Annotated in this window: 14 protein-coding genes; 8 read left to right on the top strand and 6 right to left on the bottom strand. The window is 40.6% G+C overall.

The features are described from left to right. Positions 1-11: 11 nt before the first annotated feature. Together HNW13_RS08195 and HNW13_RS08190 are read right to left on the bottom strand one after the other, a co-directional pair. Positions 12-710 (bottom strand): Crp/Fnr family transcriptional regulator, encoded by a 699-nt coding sequence (locus HNW13_RS08195; RefSeq protein ID WP_101088470.1) that lies wholly within the window; start codon positions 708-710, stop codon positions 12-14. Between the two features lie 595 nt (positions 711-1,305). After that, positions 1,306-1,491, bottom strand: a complete 186-nt coding sequence (locus HNW13_RS08190) for a hypothetical protein (RefSeq protein WP_162022975.1) — start codon at positions 1,489-1,491, stop codon at positions 1,306-1,308. 173 nt (positions 1,492-1,664) lie between these two features. On the opposite strand from HNW13_RS08190, the gene HNW13_RS08185 reads away from it, so the two are divergent. Further along, a complete protein-coding gene (locus tag HNW13_RS08185; RefSeq protein ID WP_101088494.1) occupies positions 1,665-2,450 on the top strand; it encodes a PRC-barrel domain-containing protein in 786 nt (261 codons plus the stop codon). A gap of 510 nt (positions 2,451-2,960) precedes the next feature. On the opposite strand, the gene HNW13_RS08180 is transcribed toward HNW13_RS08185, so the two are convergent. Then, a complete protein-coding gene (locus tag HNW13_RS08180) occupies positions 2,961-3,569 on the bottom strand; it encodes a TetR/AcrR family transcriptional regulator (RefSeq protein ID WP_192114794.1) in 609 nt (202 codons plus the stop codon). A 216-nt stretch (positions 3,570-3,785) separates the two neighbouring features. Between HNW13_RS08180 and HNW13_RS08175 the strand changes: the two genes are divergently transcribed. Further along, a complete protein-coding gene (locus HNW13_RS08175) occupies positions 3,786-4,322 on the top strand; it encodes a peroxiredoxin-like family protein (RefSeq protein WP_101088467.1) in 537 nt (178 codons plus the stop codon). 277 nt (positions 4,323-4,599) lie between these two features. On the opposite strand, the gene HNW13_RS08170 is transcribed toward HNW13_RS08175, so the two are convergent. Then, entirely contained in the window at positions 4,600-6,753 is a 2,154-nt protein-coding gene (locus HNW13_RS08170; RefSeq protein WP_192114795.1) for a pyridoxamine 5'-phosphate oxidase family protein, read from the bottom strand. A 131-nt stretch (positions 6,754-6,884) separates the two neighbouring features. Further along, on the bottom strand, positions 6,885-7,505 hold the full coding sequence (locus HNW13_RS08165) for a glutathione S-transferase (protein ID WP_192114796.1): 621 nt from the start codon (positions 7,503-7,505) through the stop codon (positions 6,885-6,887). 156 nt (positions 7,506-7,661) lie between these two features. On the opposite strand from HNW13_RS08165, the gene HNW13_RS08160 reads away from it, so the two are divergent. The 6 genes from HNW13_RS08160 to HNW13_RS08135 all read left to right on the top strand — a co-directional run bounded on the left by HNW13_RS08160 (position 7,662) and on the right by HNW13_RS08135 (position 16,814). Beyond that, positions 7,662-8,543, top strand: a complete 882-nt coding sequence (locus HNW13_RS08160; RefSeq protein WP_192114797.1) for a LysR family transcriptional regulator — start codon at positions 7,662-7,664, stop codon at positions 8,541-8,543. A 464-nt stretch (positions 8,544-9,007) separates the two neighbouring features. Further along, positions 9,008-9,892, top strand: coding sequence for an IS1595 family transposase (locus tag HNW13_RS08155; protein ID WP_192114092.1), 885 nt, complete (start codon positions 9,008-9,010; stop codon positions 9,890-9,892). A 179-nt stretch (positions 9,893-10,071) separates the two neighbouring features. After that, positions 10,072-10,746 carry a DUF6781 family protein gene (locus tag HNW13_RS08150; RefSeq protein WP_192114798.1) on the top strand — a complete coding sequence of 225 codons (675 nt, stop codon included), beginning with the start codon at positions 10,072-10,074 and terminating at the stop codon, positions 10,744-10,746. 10 nt (positions 10,747-10,756) lie between these two features. Then, the gene (locus HNW13_RS08145; protein WP_192114799.1) at positions 10,757-12,439 is read left to right on the top strand and encodes an AarF/UbiB family protein; all 1,683 of its coding nucleotides are present in this window, start codon (positions 10,757-10,759) and stop codon (positions 12,437-12,439) included. 695 nt (positions 12,440-13,134) lie between these two features. Then, positions 13,135-14,682, top strand: coding sequence for a methyl-accepting chemotaxis protein (locus HNW13_RS08140; RefSeq protein WP_192114800.1), 1,548 nt, complete (start codon positions 13,135-13,137; stop codon positions 14,680-14,682). A 551-nt stretch (positions 14,683-15,233) separates the two neighbouring features. After that, positions 15,234-16,814: a BCCT family transporter gene (locus HNW13_RS08135; RefSeq protein WP_182744383.1), complete on the top strand. Its 1,581-nt coding sequence runs from the start codon at positions 15,234-15,236 to the stop codon at positions 16,812-16,814. Between the two features lie 79 nt (positions 16,815-16,893). On the opposite strand, the gene HNW13_RS08130 is transcribed toward HNW13_RS08135, so the two are convergent. Then, a complete protein-coding gene (locus tag HNW13_RS08130) occupies positions 16,894-17,610 on the bottom strand; it encodes a 3'-5' exonuclease (protein WP_101088459.1) in 717 nt (238 codons plus the stop codon). Positions 17,611-17,615: the final 5 nt, after the last annotated feature.

Raw genomic sequence — 17,615 nt, 5'->3', positions numbered from 1 at the left:
TAGATGATTAGTTAATAGGTTTCTAGTCTATCGGTTTCTGTTTTTACCACGGCATAACATTCGCAGCACAGCGTTTCGAGTTTTTGTCTGTTGGTCACGGTAATTTGACCGCGCTTATAGTTGATTACCCCAAGTTTTTGCAGTTTACCGGCGGCTTCAGTTACGCCTTCTCGTCTGACTCCTAACATGTTGGCGATCAACTCTTGGGTCATTGTGAGATTGTTGCTAGCCAGTCTATCAAGTGATAGTAGCAGCCAACGACAAAGTTGCTGGTCGATAGAATGGTGCCTGTTACATATTGCCGTCTGCGCCATTTGTGCCATCAGTGCTTGAGTGTAACGTAACAACAGTTCGCGAAGGTTTTGATTGTCGTTAAATTCATCGAACAATATCGATGCGGACAATTTATAGGCTCGGCCTGCGCTTTGAACTATGGCGCGATTTATGGTGCTTTCTCCCCCCATAAACACGGCAATGCCCACTAAACCTTCATTGCCGACAACAGATATTTCTGCCGATGCGCCATCTTCGAGAACATTCAGTAAAGAGACAATACTATCAATGGGAAAATAGACATTTTCAAGGTTTTGACCAGCTTCATAAATAACTTTACCTAAGGGCAGTTTTATTATCTTTAACTGTGGAAATAAGCGCTGTTTTGTCGCTTCAGGTAATGCTTTAAGTAATGCGTTCTCATTTGGGTCAATCATTGATAACCTTTCAATATATTAAAGTGAGACATTCACTACTTGCTATGATCTTTCTTATGTCATTGATTTAATGCAAGATTACATAATACTTAAGTAATCTTGTTATCAATATAACAGAGTTTGTTGAATCGAGAGGGTTAAAATGCCTTGTTTAGCGTGATTTGCGATCACAGCAGGCGAGTGGAACCATTATTTTTGGTTCAAAAGGCATTGCATGTTGAGTTGTATTTATGAGTTGTATTTATACTCATCGACAGGATATTTAGTTGGGGGGGAGATAGTAAAAAGACCTTTGCAAAGCTGCGTTTCGCTCATAGGAAAGAGACTAAACAACGGCCTACAGCGATTACGTTTAGGCCGCAAGTCAGCTGCTAAGGCTGCTGTTTTGTGAAGATGGATGGCATAAAAGGGCTGAGCAGAAAAGTGATTGCAAGATCCATTTCTCTAGTGGCTATACATTCGGCTTTTGCCGCCGGAGTTAGTTAAGTTTATGTGCTTTAAGTTTATGTGCAGTCTGATGCAAGATGCATTTAACATCTGATTTTTTCGTCGACCTAAACTCACATGTTGAAGCGCTTTGACTGATATTTACAATTTAATCATTTTGAATATCATCAAGCGCCTGACGAACTTCATCCAAAATTAATCTGTTTGCCACTTTTTCATCGATATCGGGTACATCCCATCCAAAAATAGCGCGATATTTCTCAATCAAATTGTTGACATCTTCGATGATATCGCTGCGATGGGCCGCTAACTCTAATTTTTCTATGTCAGTCATGCTCGTTCACCTTAAAAGTTTATAGATAACTCCAGATTAAACTATTATTCATGCTCCATCGGTGCGACACCGAACAGATTGAATAGAAAATTTGGTGCAAGCTGATAGACATCCACTCTATTAGGAAAGCAATGATTTATTGTTTGCCATCTTTAATCTGGAGCAAATACATCATGTTACATACATTGAATGATTTACAAAATTTATCTATTCACGCCTCTGATGGCGATATTGGATTAACCAAAGATTTTTATTTTGATGACAAGCATTGGGTGATTAGATATTTGGTAGTCGAAACGGGTTCTTGGTTATCAAGCAAAAAAATATTGCTTTCACCCATATCAATCAAAGAATTTAATCAGGAACAAAAGACGCTTGCTGTCACAATCTCAAGAGAGCAGGTAAAAAACAGCCCTGACATCGATAGCGAGAAACCAGTCTCTAGGCAGCATGAGGTCGATCATATGGAATATTATGGTTACTCACAATACTGGGGTAACACTGGTATTTGGGGAAGTGAGCCCAGTCCAAACATGATGGCACCTGGTTATTATAGTGTCGCGCCAAAGCCAGATAACTTAGATAACCCAGAGATGTCCGCAGATGTTGAGGCAGCACTATCACGGGATAATGATCATCATCTACGCAGCAGTCATGCCGTGGCGGGTTATCACCTTGATGCCATAGACGGTGAATTGGGTCATTTGCAAGGTATGTTAATAGATATCGACACTTGGGCTATTCGTTATTTGATTATTAACACCAGTAATTGGTGGTTGGGTCATCTGGTTTTGATTGCGCCCAAATCGATTAAAGAGGTGAGTTGGCCTACCTCTAAAATTTATGTTGATATGACGCAGCAGCAAGTGAAAGATGCTCCCACATACGATCCATCAGTGCCTTTCGATCTTGAACATGAGCAAAATCTGCATACTCATTATGGCCATAATGATGGATAACATTATTACCTCTCTATGAGGTGTTTGGCTGTCGTGTTTAGGTTGTTTGTTTAAAAAGTGTTCTTGGAGTCAGTTATCTATTTCAATATGAAAATATAGTCAATATCAGTTAGTTATTGCAGTTTTTTCTTCTTGAAATTACTGCAATTAATTGAAACTAGGAGACATATTAAATATTTAAGACGATGACTTTGAACCCAAGGGGTACCCTTTATAAAAACAAGCTATCTGTTTTCAACATTTAACGATAAAGCTTTATCAGACATGATGAAGCTTTTTTGTGTTGATGAAAGACTCCCATCAGATTCATTAGACCATTACACAAGAACCTCGCGGGCCTGAGACACACAGACCTTTAAATACTCTTCAAACGTGTCGACTAAATTAAGCGTTCCGATGAAGCTTAAATGGTGGCTGGATTTACTTTAATGAATGAAAGATAAACATTTATGCAGGCGCTTTGGATTAGGTTGTTGCTTCAAATTGGCTGGCAATTTTGTTTTGATACAGTCAAGAGCTTGCTAATATCATGTGCACTCTATACTCGACATCTTGTTTCATACTTTCTGATTCGAATCCCGCGCGGGCACGAAATACATAGCCCTGTCGAATATCAAACATAAGCTTTGCACGTGCTAATGATGGAAAATTGGCAGGTAAAACACCTCTTGCTTTTTCTAGCTCAAAGCGTCGCGATAATCGCGCATCGGTATCTAATACTGCTCTTTGTAATAGTTCTTGTGCTCCCTCGACCTCGCCAGCACTTGTGGCAACGCTGGAACTGAGAAAGCAGCCTTTTGCGCCGCTACCATTTGCAGTACTGTAATCAATCACTGCAATCATGAACGAGCGGACAGCTTGGTTAATATCGGGTTCTGTTTCAAAGGCTACTAATGGTGCGCATGCATCAATTGTGGCGTAGCAGTTTATAGCTTCTAAATAGAGTTTACGTTTGTCACCAAAAACCGAGTAAAGGCTAGGGCTGTTAATACCCATTGCTTGGGTTAAATCTTTAATGGAGGCGGCATCATATCCTTGTTTCCAGAAAACATGCATGGCGGACAAAAGCGCTTCGCTACGATCAAAAGCGCGTGGCCTACCAGCCTTATTTTGAATCATATCGGATACCTCAACGCTGTGGATTTAATGATTTATTTTAGTATCAAATGATACATAATTCAATTAATTAAAACCCATTAACCTCGGTAAGGTAATGATTATGCTCTAGGAAGTTGTCTATATTGGCAATATAATTTTGTAACGATCACTATGAAATATTGACACCTTGGCATTATTTTGTTTTTATAATATTCACTACAAAACATTGGAATAAACATGAACTCATCTAAATTAGTAGCAGGACAAACCTTTCCAGACATCACTCTAGCGCTGCTTGGTGGTGGTGAAATTAATCTTACGGCTGTTCCGGCAGAGGGCTGCGATTGGCGTATGGTGGTTGTTTATCGGGGTAAGCACTGTCCCATTTGTACTCAATATCTATCGACGTTGAACGAGCTGTTGCCTGAATTCAAGAAGTTAGGTGTTGATGTTGTAGCTGTATCCGCCGATCCCATAGAAAAAGCGATGGCTCAAATGGAGCTGGTTAAGCCTTTATTTGATGTGGCGTACGGCTTAAGTATTGAACAAATGCAACAAATCGGGGTGTATATTTCAAATCCTCGCTCGCCGGAAGAAACTGACCGACCTTTTGCCGAACCCGGATTGTTTATTATTAATGATAAAAAACAGGCACAAATTATTGATATATCGAATGTTCCTTTCTCTCGCCCAGAGCTGAAGTCAATGATTATGGGTTTAGGTTTTATCCGTAATCCACAAAACAATTACCCAATAAGAGGAACCTACAAATAAAAAATCATGGCCCTCTACATGAAGAAGTACGGCAACTAATTGTGTAGTGACATGGTATTTTAGCCACCTAAATAGAGGTAATATTATTGCCTCGTACATGACTTTAGGTGAGCAAATGAAATCAAATACCAGAAGCACACCATAATACCGTTGCTGTAGCGGTATATTATGGCGTGCTATCTTTTGGCAAGTGGATACTGCGGTGAAAGCAGGCCGTTGTGGTTTTATTTTCATAACGTTCATTCATCAATGGCGGTATCGTTATGTGTTACAACGCTTATAAATCGATTTCGACGATGCTTATTTCATTTAAATTGCTGTGTGATGATTGTTTTTTAGGAACCGCACAACAAAGCAATACCTCACCTTCGGTTGGAGTGACCACTGGCTTAGTTCGATAAGTGATTGATCCTTTTAGCAGTCTTACTGCGCACGTGCCGCAAGTTCCGTTACGGCAACTGAAGTTAGGCGTGAGCCCATGGTTTTCTGCTGTTTCTAAAAGTGTCGCATCATTTGCGTTCCATCTTTGTTCAAAACCAGACTTAACAAATTTGATGACGGCTTCATCGGCTTCGTTTTCTGCTGCAAGTGACTTTTTTGCTTCAAGTAACATTTTTTCTTCAAGTAACATTGATTCATTATCGATTTGGCGAATAAGTGCCGCAGGCCCAAACGCTTCGGCAAAAATACGTGCATCACGTACTCCTAAACTGCGTATTTCATCATAGAGTGCTTGCATAAACGCAGGTGGACCACATAAGTAAAAATCATAATCGTCTAGTGCTAATATTTGCCGAAGTGTATCGGCGGTAATGTGGTCGATTGCATTAAAATCAATGCCTATTTTTTCCTGCTCATTAGGTTGAGTGATAATTGAATAGTATCGAATTTTACCATTAGATTTTATTTCAGCATCACGGAAGTTTTGTGTAAAAGCGCGTTGTTGGGTCGTTTTGGCGGCGTGTAATATGGTCAATGGTCTTAAATGACGGGTACGCTCAGCTTCATTTAGGATATGCGAGGTCATCGAAATCATCGGCGTAATCCCTACGCCTGCGCCGATTAATACGGCCGGGCGCTTTTCTGCTGCATCAATATAAAAATTACCCGAAGGAGCTTTAGCTTCAATAACATCGCCGACGCGCACATTATCGTGTAAGCATTGCGAAATAGTGCCATTAGCTTCTCGTTTAACTGAAATGCGGTAATACATGTCGTCTGGTGTTGATGATACGGTATAAGTTCTTATCACGGCTGTGTTTGCATTGGGTGGGGTAAGGCGCACCGTTAAAAACTGCCCCGCTTTTGAAGACACTAACGGGGTGTTGTCTTTTGGTTCTACATAAAATGAACGAATAACACTACTCTCATTTTCAATACGTTTGACTGTATAAGATAACCACGATTCTCTTGTGGCTTCAGCTGCCAGTGAAGCATGTGCTTGTTCCCAATCACCAGCCATTAAAGTATTTGGTGAATACGCAGTAAACGATGCGCGAAAGGGTAGTGCATTCCTTAATGTCACTCCGTGGCTGAGAGTGAAACGCCATGCTCGTTCAGCACCTTTAAAAGCGCTGACTTCTGGAGTGTCTTCCCATAATAATTCGACAGTGCCGGTTAACATAAATAAGTCACCAGTCGAAAAGTCGATAAATATCAAGCCTGCTTTAGGGTTAACCAAAAAGTTACCGAGAGTGTTAAAAAAATTGTTGCCTGAATAATCAGGAATAGTCAGTGTATTGCCGTCTACTTTCACAAAACCAGGCCGTCCTCCACGGTGTGAAATGTCGACACCTTCATGTTCAGGGTGTTCTTTAGCTGGCACATAACTGGACACAAAAAAGGTATCAGCATCACGGATTATCTTACTAACATCATGACTCAATACCGTAAATTCTTCTATGTTAGAGGCCGGATTAGTGACGTGAGATTGTTTATTAAATTGAATACTGCGGCTTTGTATATATTGCGGACAATTGCCAAAAGATTGATCGACAGATATTGAAAAATGAGTAGGACTGATTTTATGAACCCGGCCATTTACACGATTACGACGACGAGAGTGCATTTCAATACCAAGTAAACCTAAAGGACTACCATCATTTTTTAGTTGTGGTGCGATAGGGTCTCCAGCTATTGCCGATGCGTTAATCGTTAATGTTGTTGAGTCTGGTGATGTTATAAATCCTGGATATCCCGAAAGTATCGATGCCCAAGGCCAACCTTGTTGGTCAACACTGCCAGCAACAATAAAGGGCAGTTGTTGATAAAACTCACGATGTTGTTCTGGAATGTATGGACGTATTGCGCGTTGTCCAAAACTCTCCATCACAGCGCGTTTACCAACACGATCCTGAATGTTCTGTTCACCAGGATGAAATGGCGATAAAGCTGATTTTTGATGGGTCTTATCGCGAGTTTGGTTTTGCATAATAGGCATCTCTTAGCGGGATTTCGGTGGCACTGGATATTAAATAAATCAACATGCCCTACGACTGGCTCACAAATTCATCGGTACCAAAAATCCGCAGTGGATGTGCGAGCTGCCAAGAGCTAGTCGTCTTATTCTACTAATCCAGCTTTGGTTGCTGGCATAGCAACAAATCCTCTCAACCCTTCAATGTTTGTTAACCAGCGACGTACATTTGGGTAAGGTGCTAATGACACATCGCCTTCAGGTGCATGAGCAACGTAACTGTATATAGCAAAGTCAGCTAAGCTGATTTTATTTGCGACCAAATAATCTTGGTCGATAAGTTGTGCTTCTAATTTTGTTAACGCTTTTTCTGCTGTGGCTTTAGCAAACACCGGATCTGATGGTGAATTGAAAACATTAATTAACCTCGCTGCGCCTACGCCATAAGAGATTTCGCCCGCTGACATCGCAAGAAAACGATGCATTTCTGCTTCATGTTGCAGATCTTGAGGGATAAACGAAGGCGCATATTTACGAGCCAGATAAATGAGGATTGAAATTGAGTCGTGAACAACCGCATCACCGTCTTCAATAACAGGGACCAAACCCAAAGGGTTAAGGGTAAGAAACGGTGCTTTTTTATGCTCCCCAGCAGGAAGATCTACGTGGATAATGTTGTGCGCAATCCCCGCGACACTCGCAAATAGCTGCACGCGATGAGCATGACCTGAAAGTGGGAAACTGTGAATTTTAATGGCATTAGACATGATGTGTTCCTTTAAGGGTTGAATGATTTGTGCGTGAGAAAGAATAAAGTTCACACGGTATAAATACAATGACCTGTTTTATTGAAACATTATCTCTATTATGGATATAATATTAATGGCTGTTATTAATGGTCATTACTCATGTGAGGATCATCTATGGATACAATTGATAGTATGCGTATTTTTGTTGCGGTCGCGGGGCAAAAATCGTTTACGGCGGGGGCAAAACAGCTAGGTATTAGTACTAATTTGGCCAGCAAGCATGTGCGACAGTTAGAGGCCCGTTTAGGTGCGCAACTTATTCATCGGACAACTAGACGTGTCACTTTGAGTGATACAGGACTCGCGTATTTTGAACGCTGCGTGTTTATAATTGATCAATTTGATGAGTTAGAAGGTTTAGTTCAAGAGCGTCAATCCGAACTTGCGGGGCCTATTCGTATTACTGCGCCAACAGGATTTGGGTCAAGGGAATTGGTAGAAGCTATTCGACCTTTTCAAATTGCACACCCTAAAGTGACTATCAATCTGCATCTGTCCGATCAGCATGTCGATATACTTGACGAAGGTTTTGATCTCGCCATTCGTTTTGGTCCACTGCAAAATTCTACGCTTATTGCTCGTAAGTTGCTTACTATGCGATTAGTGGTGTTTGCATCACCGGAATATATCAATACACATGGTGAACCATTACATCCTAGCGATTTATCAACACATAATTGTTTATTACAATCATCGTCAGCAGATCCGGAGCATTGGGCCTTTACGGTTGCTGGCACAGAACAAAAATATCGGGTAAATGGGTCTTTTACGGCAAATTCGCCTCGGGCGGTCGCGCATATGGCCGTTGGAGGTTTAGGTATTGGTCGTTGTCCGCTGTACACCGTTGAACCCTTTCTTAAAAGTGGTGAGTTGGTATTGTTGTTTGACGATAAGATGGTTAGCGTATTTAACTTATACGCTGTATATCCTTCTGCACGTCATTTAACAGCTCGGATTAGAAAATTGATAGATCACTTAGTAACGGCGTTAGGATAATTTTATCTAAAATAATATCGTATCAGCTTAGGGCTATTGACCATTAAACCTGCATTGATGATGCTATTCGATATGTCGATGAGGTCATTGATACACTTAGAACTCAGTTTAATTCAACTGAGTATCATAATTGACGTTATTAAAAATATCTTACAATCCAATTACTTAACGGCCACTCAACGCAATAGTAAATGTTTGAATTGTTGCTGAGTTTAAAATACTCCAGTTCGTCTTCTCGACCGCTTCGGACATTTAGTGGATTTAGATTTTTAACATTAACATAAATATAAACATTTAAAAAAGTGAGGTTTCAGGGCTGTGTGATTATTGTCCGTTATTTACGACATCTTTGAGGTGCATCAAGGTTTCATCGACACATTTGACTTAAATTTACATGCCTATGCATCTGAGTCAGTTTTGGCCTATTCTTATAGTATAAATCAAGACTAGAAGTGAGATTTGCTATGAAAATGCCTGAAACGAGTTTTTTTGAATGGCAACGTCAATTCAGCTCTGAAACTGATTGCTTAAATCACATTAAGAAAATGAGATGGCCTAATGGCTTTGTTTGTCCTAGATGCTCTTGTGAGCATGCTTATGAGCTTACAACCCGCAATGTATATGAATGCAGTCAATGTCATAAACAAACATCGGTCACAGCTGACACATTATTCCACGGTAGCCGTATTCCTATCACTAAGTGGTTTTGGGCAATCTACTTTTTAGGCTCAGATAAAGGCAGTATTTCAGCATTAAGATTGAGCAAGCACATTGAAGTTAATTGGCGAACGGCACGTTTGATATTAAGTAAGCTGAGAACGGCTATGGGCCATAGAGACAGCTTATATAGACTGTCAGGCGTTATTGAAATTGATGATGCGTTAGTGGGTGGCAGAAGGAAGGGCAAGCGTGGACGTGGAGCAGAAGGTAAAACACCTGTTTTAGTTGCCGTTGAAAGCAAAGGAAAAAGAGCTGGATTTATTGCTATGCAGGCTGTGAATAGCGTTTGCCATGATAGTGTTGAAAAGTTCGTTGCCAAACACTTAACGAGACAGCAAGAAGTGCATACAGACGGCTTACCTGCGTTGAACATTATAGATAAGACTCAACAACATGAAGCGAGGGTTACCCCCAGTGAGCTTGTTGATGAATGGCTGCCTTGGGTTCATATTGCCATTGGTAACTTAAAGGCATTTTTACTTGGGACATTTCATGGTGTTTCAGGAAAGTACCTGCAAGAATACCTGAGCGAGTTCTGTTATCGGTTCAATCGTAGACAAATGGAAAGAGAAATACCTAACAGATTGTTAAATTTGGCAATGATTCACACGCCAATACATTCTTACTGAGCCAAGTGCATAGGCATGTAAATTTATTAGGTAAGTGTTATTTTTATTTGCTGTTATGTATCAGATTCTTTCAGCTCTACTTAGCCAAGGTGGGTTAGCAAAAAGGTAAAATAGCAGCATTAATAGACCGATAATGTTTGGATTGTCCTAGCAGCCTGACGTTTTATAGGTGAATCAATATGAGTAAAGCTAAAAGTGATACCAATAAACATCGTGACAATCTCGAAGGAGACATTAAAGAGGCGGTTGAGGCAGATAAGGATATTCGGGACACCGTTCGGTGCATTACTCTTAAAGCATTGAGTGAAGGAAAATTAGACCTCAATGAGCTCTCACAGATTGCACTCTGCGTGATTAAAGGTGCCGGTTTAGGTGCAAGTGATGGTCAAACCCACCAGCTCACTAAGGCGGTTGCTGGGCTTGAGGATGCCTTATGTTCTGCCGTAGAGGCATCCAAATTAGCTGTTGAAGAAGCCAGTTCGCATGTTAACACCTTTAGTAAACAAGATTTACAGCGCACCATTAATGACCTTAGTGAACTTGAAGCTATGTATTTAGAGACGTTAAAAGACGTGGCAAAAGAGGCTAATGAGGCGGTATCCGTTACTTTAAATGATTTGGCTCGTCATGGTCGAGTAAGCGGCACCGCCGTCGGCCAGAAAGTAACTGAAGTTTCTACATTATTAAACCAACAATTAACTGAGCGGTTAAGCGACACGGTGGCAGCTGGAGTCGATTCTGCAGCTAAAGTAACCCGTAACCTCGCTTATGCGGCAGCAGGTTTTCTTGATGCTTTTGCACAAAAATTGGATGAGAAATCAACATCTAATTCCAACTCAAATAAGAGTCAATAATGGGTGAAGCATGCTTTGGCAAACGTTAGGTACCGCGCGAGATATTGGCCGACTGAATGAGCTTGCTTCGGTTTTAATTCGTTATGGCTTCGGCGATGTGTTGCGCAGGCTTGGCCTTGCTAATGTGTTTAATGTCGCCGGTAAGGCTCTGCATTGGAAGCATGCAGCTGAAATAAACCAGTTAGAATCACCGGTTAGGTTTTGCCATGCACTGGCAGAAATGGGACCAACCTTTATCAAACTAGGACAGATCCTTGCTACGCGTTCAGACCTATTTCCACCAGAGTGGACTGCTGAATTTGAAAAATTGCAGAATCATGCGCCGCCGGTATCATTTGAATTAATCTGTAAACAGTTACAGGAAGACTTAGGTTGTAGTCCGCAACAGGCTTTTGCCGAATTTAATCCAACCCCTTTTGCTGCCGCATCGATTGCCCAAGTTCATCGGGCTCGCCTACACGATGGTGCTGAAGTCATTATTAAGGTTCGCAGGCCAGGCATAAGACCTGTTATGGAAGCTGATCTACGTTTACTTGCCCGTATTGCAGAGGTGATGGAGTCAGAGTCACCGACACTACGCCATTTTAGGCCTCGTGAGGTGGTCCGTCAATTTACCCATTCTCTACGGCGGGAACTGGATTTATTGGCCGAGTGTCGTAATGCTGAAAGGGTGGCAAACAATTTCAAAAATAACCCTAACATCGTTATTCCAAAAGTGTATTGGTCGTGGTGCAGTGAACGCATCAATGTTCAACAGTTTATTGATGGTATTTCTGGACGGAATATAGCAGCAGTGGAGCAGGCTGGATTAGATAGGAAGCTGTTAGCTAAGTATGGTGGTCAAGCTGCGTTGAAAATGATTTTAATTGATGGTTTTTATCATGCGGATCCCCATCAAGGTAATATTTTTTATCTGCCTGAAAATCGAATCGCATTTATTGACTTTGGCATGGTGGGTCGATTGTCTTTCGAACGCCGCCATCAAGTGGTGCAACTTTTACATAGCATGGTTGAATTGGATGCTTCTCGTGTTGTTGATGTATTACTGACTTGGGCTGGCGATCCTCCGCTCAATAGTGAGAATCTTACTTTTGAAGTAGAAGAATTTGTTGATAAGTATCATGGCGTTTCGTTAAAAAGTTTCCATTTGAGCATGATGTTGACTGAACTGATATCACTGCTTAGAGAATATGGCCTCAGCTTACCTCCTGATATTATTATATTGATCAAAGCATTAATTGCGCTTGAAGGTGTTGCCCTGCAATTAGATCCTGACTTTAATATGGTGTCTGAAGCAAAGCCATTATTACACCAGTTAATGTTAGAACGATACGCACCAGACGCATTGGCCAAAAGAGGTTGGCAAGCCATTGTCGATACCGGTGAATTGTTAAGTGGATTACCGCAAGACTTACAACAACTTTTACGTTCAGCCCGTAGCGGTCGATTTCAGCTGCATATTGATGTCACAAGACTAAAAGCCTTTGGCAATCAACTTGATCGTGCTGCTAGTCGAGTCGCCATTGGCAATGTGGTAGCGGCCATGATTATTGGATCTTCTATTGTGATGACAGTTGATGGAGGACCAACTTTATTTGGTTTGCCGTTATTTGGCATACTTGGATTTCTGAGTGCTGCCGTCGGTGGGATTTGGTTGTTATTCTCTATTTGGTCAAGCGGGCGCTGGAAGTAGCAAATTATCACTACATCAATAATAAACATGAGGCTGCATAAATTTTATGCAGCTTTGCAGTGCCAAAGCATTAAAAATAGACCTCGATAAGAGTAAATCATATTACCTTTGCTGTTTTGTACGACATGAGTAACTGCTCCATTGATTCAGTGTACAACATAACCATTCCTTCCAAAAACAAGCTGAATAATCAGACCATTTAGTCTAAAAGGTGACAAGAAGTTGCAAACACTCAATGCTGTCTAATGCTTAACGTGTAAAATCTGACTTTTAAAAACTATAAACTACATTTGTACTTAATTGATGTAGTCACTAACGCTTTATCTAATTCAAATGTGAAGAGACTTTTTCTTAACTAATCGTTGGTTTTTTTGCGGTAAATCGACATGCTATTTATGTGATCTATTGATAACAAAAAACGTTTCATTCGTGCTGCTTTAGGTATTAGTACTGACTGTTATGTCAAATTGTTGCATCGGTAAACTTCACTCAAATACTTGAATCGGTCACGCAATGCTTGTTGAAAAACAATCTATGAAAATAATGTGCAATAACAAGATCATGCAATGGCTCGATTACGTCATTGATACGGTTTAAACGCATCGGTTGAGATGACGATTAACGCTTAGACCAAAGTCGATAGCCAACAATGACATAGAGAGTGCTAATCTGAGTAAAAATGGATTGGAGTATTCATGCTAAATAGAATGATTTTGATTAATGGTTTAGTGGTATTTGCCATCACTGTACTGCTGAGTTATTTAACCTTACCTCCTTGGCTGTATGCATTATTGATCGCACTCGCGTCCGTAGCCACGCTACTGCTTACCCACAAAAAACAAATAAGCCCAGAAATCCTTGAGTCATCTCAACACGATGAGCATGTTGCGAGTGGTATCAGCAAAGCCGCCACTCGAATTGCTATTGGTGGGGCTGAAGTGTCATTTTTTATTGAAAAGCTAGCACATGCAATGGGTTTGCAAGTAAAGCATGTTCAAGAAATATCAGAGCGTGCGGGTAATTTAGAGCAAGGTGCTCAACAACTGTTAGGCCAATCAGCCAAAGTACGTTTACTGGTTGAAGAGGCAAATACCCAAGCTTCAAGCTACGCCAAAGAAATAAAACAAGTTGATGAACAACAACGCAGCTTGTCTACTGAAATTGAATCAACTGCAGTGTTATTAATAGAACTTAACAACAAAGCAAACGCTATAAGCAGTATCACCGACACTATTAATAAACTATCTGATCAAACTAATATGTTGGCACTCAATGCTGCAATTGAAGCGGCTAGAGCTGGTGAACAAGGCAGAGGATTTGCCGTGGTTGCCGATGAAGTTCGTAATCTGGCACATAAAACGGCTGAAGCAACGCAAGGTATAGAATCATTGCTGTCAGAAATTGGTGAAAATAGCATTCAATCTGTACAAGCAATGCAACGAGTCAGTGATATGGGGGGAAAACTCTCTCAGCGTATGAATGAGATTTATATTCTTACAAAGGCAAGCCAAGAAAGCATGGCCGATGCAGCAAGCGAAATGCTGCAAATGGATCAAACTGTAGGTTTTACCGTTGATAACACCAATGGCATAGGTGCCAATATTGAAGGAATAGGGGCCTCTATACTCAAAGTTGATACCGACTTAATAGAAGCTTCAGATCGAGTTCTTGAGCTTAGTGGCTTTGCAGAACAGATATTTCGTCATTTACAAAGTTTCGATTTATCGGATAAACACGCAATTATCGCTAATGTCGCACTCAATGCTGCGGCTGATGTCGGAGCGGTTTTTGAAAATGCTCTGTTAAAAGGTTCACTCACACAAGCCCAATTATTTGACTCAAATTACCAGCCAATCCCTAAAACCGACCCTCAAAAATTTACCACTGGTTTTGACCGTTTTACAGACTCCAATTTACCTAGCATTCAAGAGGCCATTTTAAAAAATAACACCGATATTATTTATGCCGGAGCTGTAGATGTAAGAGGGTATTTTCCTACCCACAATATCAAATTTTCTCAGCCTTTAAGCGGAAACCGGGAGCAAGATCTTTCTGGTAATCGCACCAAACGCATTTTTAATGACCCTACAGGAAAGCGATGCGGCAACAATACTGAAAGTTTTTTACTGCAAACATATAAGCGTGATACCGGTGAGGTGATGCATGATCTCTCTGCACCAATTTACGTTAACGGCAAACATTGGGGAGGATTTAGAATTGGTTACAAGGCCGAAGAGTCATAAATAATTAGCTCTATCCGGCTAATTTTTATGATTTTATGAGTATGTTGCCAACGAAACTTAACACAGGGGAATCATGTTTTTCATTCATTGACTAAGTTCCAACATGAACAGCAATCTAAATTCACTTGTTGTGCGTTATTAACAATCAACATTAGCAGCGTAAAAAAATCAAGTAAGTTAAAATTATTACCTTGTAGAAACCGCCCATAAACATACCGTTTATTCATATCGGTAAAAACATTATCTTTAACTTATTAGTCTTTAAAGGCTAGCTTAGTTAAATATTTAGGCTTTTCTGTTTAAGGCTAAAACCTGCAAGGAAAGTGATCGCAAAATTAGCCTGTTAATAGCTGTTATTTATGTTCATGTTTGGTGAAGCGAAAATACAGAATGTGATATATAAATATATGATTATTTATATGTTTTTTATTTTTAAATTAACCTGATTTTGAAATAAGCCTGAAATCACGAGCCGATTTTGTTAAAATCCTTGCCTGAAGATGCAATCGAGTATCAATTTAATAGGGCAAGGCGGCTCTAATTGAGGTTTTATGAAGATAAATAAGGACAAATACAGTATAGATAACTCCGATTATACTGTCGGGCAAGATAACATTCAAAAATGGGGTTTTGATATACATAACCCTGTATTTGGAACGAGTGCAGGCTTAATCGCTATTTTTTTAATTGCCATTTTAATTATCGACCCGGCAACATCAAAAGAATTTTTAGATGGTATGAAATGGCAGATAATAAGTGCATTTGACGGCCTCTTTATGTGGTCTATGAATCTATTTGTGATCTTCTGTCTGGCATTAATTGTGTCACCTTACGGTAAAATTCGCCTAGGTGGTGACGGCGCAAAAGCCGATCATTCAAGACTTTCCTGGATAGCGATGCTTTTTGCTGCAGGTATGGGTATTGGTTTGATGTTTTGGGGCGTTGCAGAACCGTTAGCGTATTACACCGGCTGGTATGAAACACCACTGAATGTGGTCGCCAATACCCCGGCAGCAGCAGAGCTTGCACTGGGTGCAACTATGTTCCATTGGGGATTACACCCTTGGGCGGTTTATGGCGTAGTCGCCTTATCGTTATCTTTCTTTGCGTACAACAAAGGCTTACCGCTTTCCATACGTTCTGCTTTTTATCCTATATTAGGCGACCGTACCTGGGGTTGGCCCGGACATGTGATTGATGTTTTAGCTGTAATCGCCACATTATTTGGTTTGGCAACATCACTCGGTTTAGGTGCTCAACAAGCTGCGGGTGGTTTCCAGCACGTGTTTGGTATTGAAGGTGACCTATCCTTGCAAATCACTATTATTGTTGTAGTGACCATGCTGGCTATTGTCTCTGTGGTACGCGGGCTTGAAGGTGGTGTTAAAGTAATCAGTAACGTCAATATGTTACTTGCTGTTGTTTTAGTTGTCTTTGTTGCGCTTGTGACCGCTGCTGTTTCTATGGGCACTATTCCTACCACAGTAATGGGTTATGTTAAGAATATCATTCCCTTGAGTAATCCAATTGGTCGTGAAGATGAAGCTTGGATGCACGGCTGGACCGTGTTTTATTGGGCATGGTGGATTTCATGGTCTCCATTTGTGGGTATGTTTATTGCTCGTATTTCTCGTGGCCGTACGGTACGTGAATTTCTTACCGCAGTATTAATTATACCAACATCAGTGACTATCTTATGGATGTCAGTATTTGGTGGTGTCGCTATTGACCAAGTTGTCAATGAAGTCGGCATATTAGGCAGTGAAGGACTAACGGACGTTCCGCTTGCTATGTTCCAGATGTTTGATGCACTACCATTAGGCAATATTTTATCAATGATAGCTGTGCTACTGGTACTGGTTTTCTTTATTACCTCTTCCGATTCTGGGTCGTTGGTGATAGACAGTATTACTGCCGGTGGTAAAATTGATGCGCCGATCCCACAACGTATTTTTTGGGCTACAATCGAGGGTGCTATCGCAGCGGTATTACTCTGGGTTGGTGGCACTCAGGCGATTGAGGCATTACAAGCAGGTGCCATTTCGACGGCCTTACCCTTTACCATTATTTTATTGGTAATGTGTGTCAGTTTGTTGATGGGCATGCGCACTGAAAAACATAATAAAAACTAGTTTTTATTTGCTACAAAAAAGCCGATGATTGATTCATCGGCTTTTTTTTTAAGCATAATTTTTGTTCAATCAAAGCACATTATAACCATAATTTGTCAATCGCAGTGTCTGGACTAAAATGATATTTAATTTGAGCCTGCAGTAACTCTGCGGTGGCAATTGCATCGGTTAACGCATCATGGGGTGCATAAGCAGGTAAGTGATAACGTTCACGGCTATTAGCAAGCCGAATTGATTCTGTGCGCTTTCTTTTAAATAAATTAAGCAACCCTTGTGACTTCGCCCGTTGCACATTAGCCTCAATCTGCATGGTATCGATAACCGGAAACACAATACCTTCATTAATCAACATGCGTAAAGTGTGGTCAAGAAAATCACGCTCAATATGCCGATAATGCACCACCACAACTTTTCCTGCCAATTCATTTAAAAGCTGCTCCAAAATCAACAACAAATCTGGCGCACCTTGTAAATCTGAGTGGGTAATACCGTGAATAATAATTGAGTTTTCTTGTAATTTATCTATAGGGTTGAGATACCATTTTTTTGCTTTACTACAAAAAATTCGCTGTAAATTAAATGGTACTAGCCCAATACTAATGATGCTGTTTTGCTGTGAATCTAAACCGGTAGTTTCAAAATCCAATGCGACAAACTCAATATCACTTAATGGTGTTTCATTGTGATAAGTACCTGCATGATAAAAATCATGCAGGCGTTTATCTTTACTGTTATTGGCTTTTAATTCTAGAAAGGCTTGCCAGTTTAAAATCTCCTGGTCGCTGAAATTAGTCATGAGTT

The sequence above is a fragment of the Shewanella sp. BF02_Schw genome (genome assembly GCF_014596695.2).
In the GTDB taxonomy this organism is placed as follows: domain Bacteria; phylum Pseudomonadota; class Gammaproteobacteria; order Enterobacterales; family Shewanellaceae; genus Shewanella.
This window is presented reverse-complemented; position numbering and strand designations above follow the sequence as displayed.

Excerpts from the sequence above, each read along its gene's own strand:
- HNW13_RS08195 (WP_101088470.1), bottom strand. The coding sequence starts at position 710 with ATGATTGACCCAAATGAGAACGCATTACTTAAAGCATTACCTGAAGCG.
- HNW13_RS08190 (WP_162022975.1), bottom strand. The coding sequence starts at position 1,491 with ATGACTGACATAGAAAAATTAGAGTTAGCGGCCCATCGCAGCGATATC.
- HNW13_RS08185 (WP_101088494.1), top strand. The coding sequence starts at position 1,665 with ATGTTACATACATTGAATGATTTACAAAATTTATCTATTCACGCCTCT.
- HNW13_RS08180 (WP_192114794.1), bottom strand. The coding sequence starts at position 3,569 with ATGATTCAAAATAAGGCTGGTAGGCCACGCGCTTTTGATCGTAGCGAA.
- HNW13_RS08175 (WP_101088467.1), top strand. The coding sequence starts at position 3,786 with ATGAACTCATCTAAATTAGTAGCAGGACAAACCTTTCCAGACATCACT.
- HNW13_RS08170 (WP_192114795.1), bottom strand. The coding sequence starts at position 6,753 with ATGCAAAACCAAACTCGCGATAAGACCCATCAAAAATCAGCTTTATCG.
- HNW13_RS08165 (WP_192114796.1), bottom strand. The coding sequence starts at position 7,505 with ATGTCTAATGCCATTAAAATTCACAGTTTCCCACTTTCAGGTCATGCT.
- HNW13_RS08160 (WP_192114797.1), top strand. The coding sequence starts at position 7,662 with ATGGATACAATTGATAGTATGCGTATTTTTGTTGCGGTCGCGGGGCAA.
- HNW13_RS08155 (WP_192114092.1), top strand. The coding sequence starts at position 9,008 with ATGAAAATGCCTGAAACGAGTTTTTTTGAATGGCAACGTCAATTCAGC.
- HNW13_RS08150 (WP_192114798.1), top strand. The coding sequence starts at position 10,072 with ATGAGTAAAGCTAAAAGTGATACCAATAAACATCGTGACAATCTCGAA.
- HNW13_RS08145 (WP_192114799.1), top strand. The coding sequence starts at position 10,757 with ATGCTTTGGCAAACGTTAGGTACCGCGCGAGATATTGGCCGACTGAAT.
- HNW13_RS08140 (WP_192114800.1), top strand. The coding sequence starts at position 13,135 with ATGCTAAATAGAATGATTTTGATTAATGGTTTAGTGGTATTTGCCATC.
- HNW13_RS08135 (WP_182744383.1), top strand. The coding sequence starts at position 15,234 with ATGAAGATAAATAAGGACAAATACAGTATAGATAACTCCGATTATACT.
- HNW13_RS08130 (WP_101088459.1), bottom strand. The coding sequence starts at position 17,610 with ATGACTAATTTCAGCGACCAGGAGATTTTAAACTGGCAAGCCTTTCTA.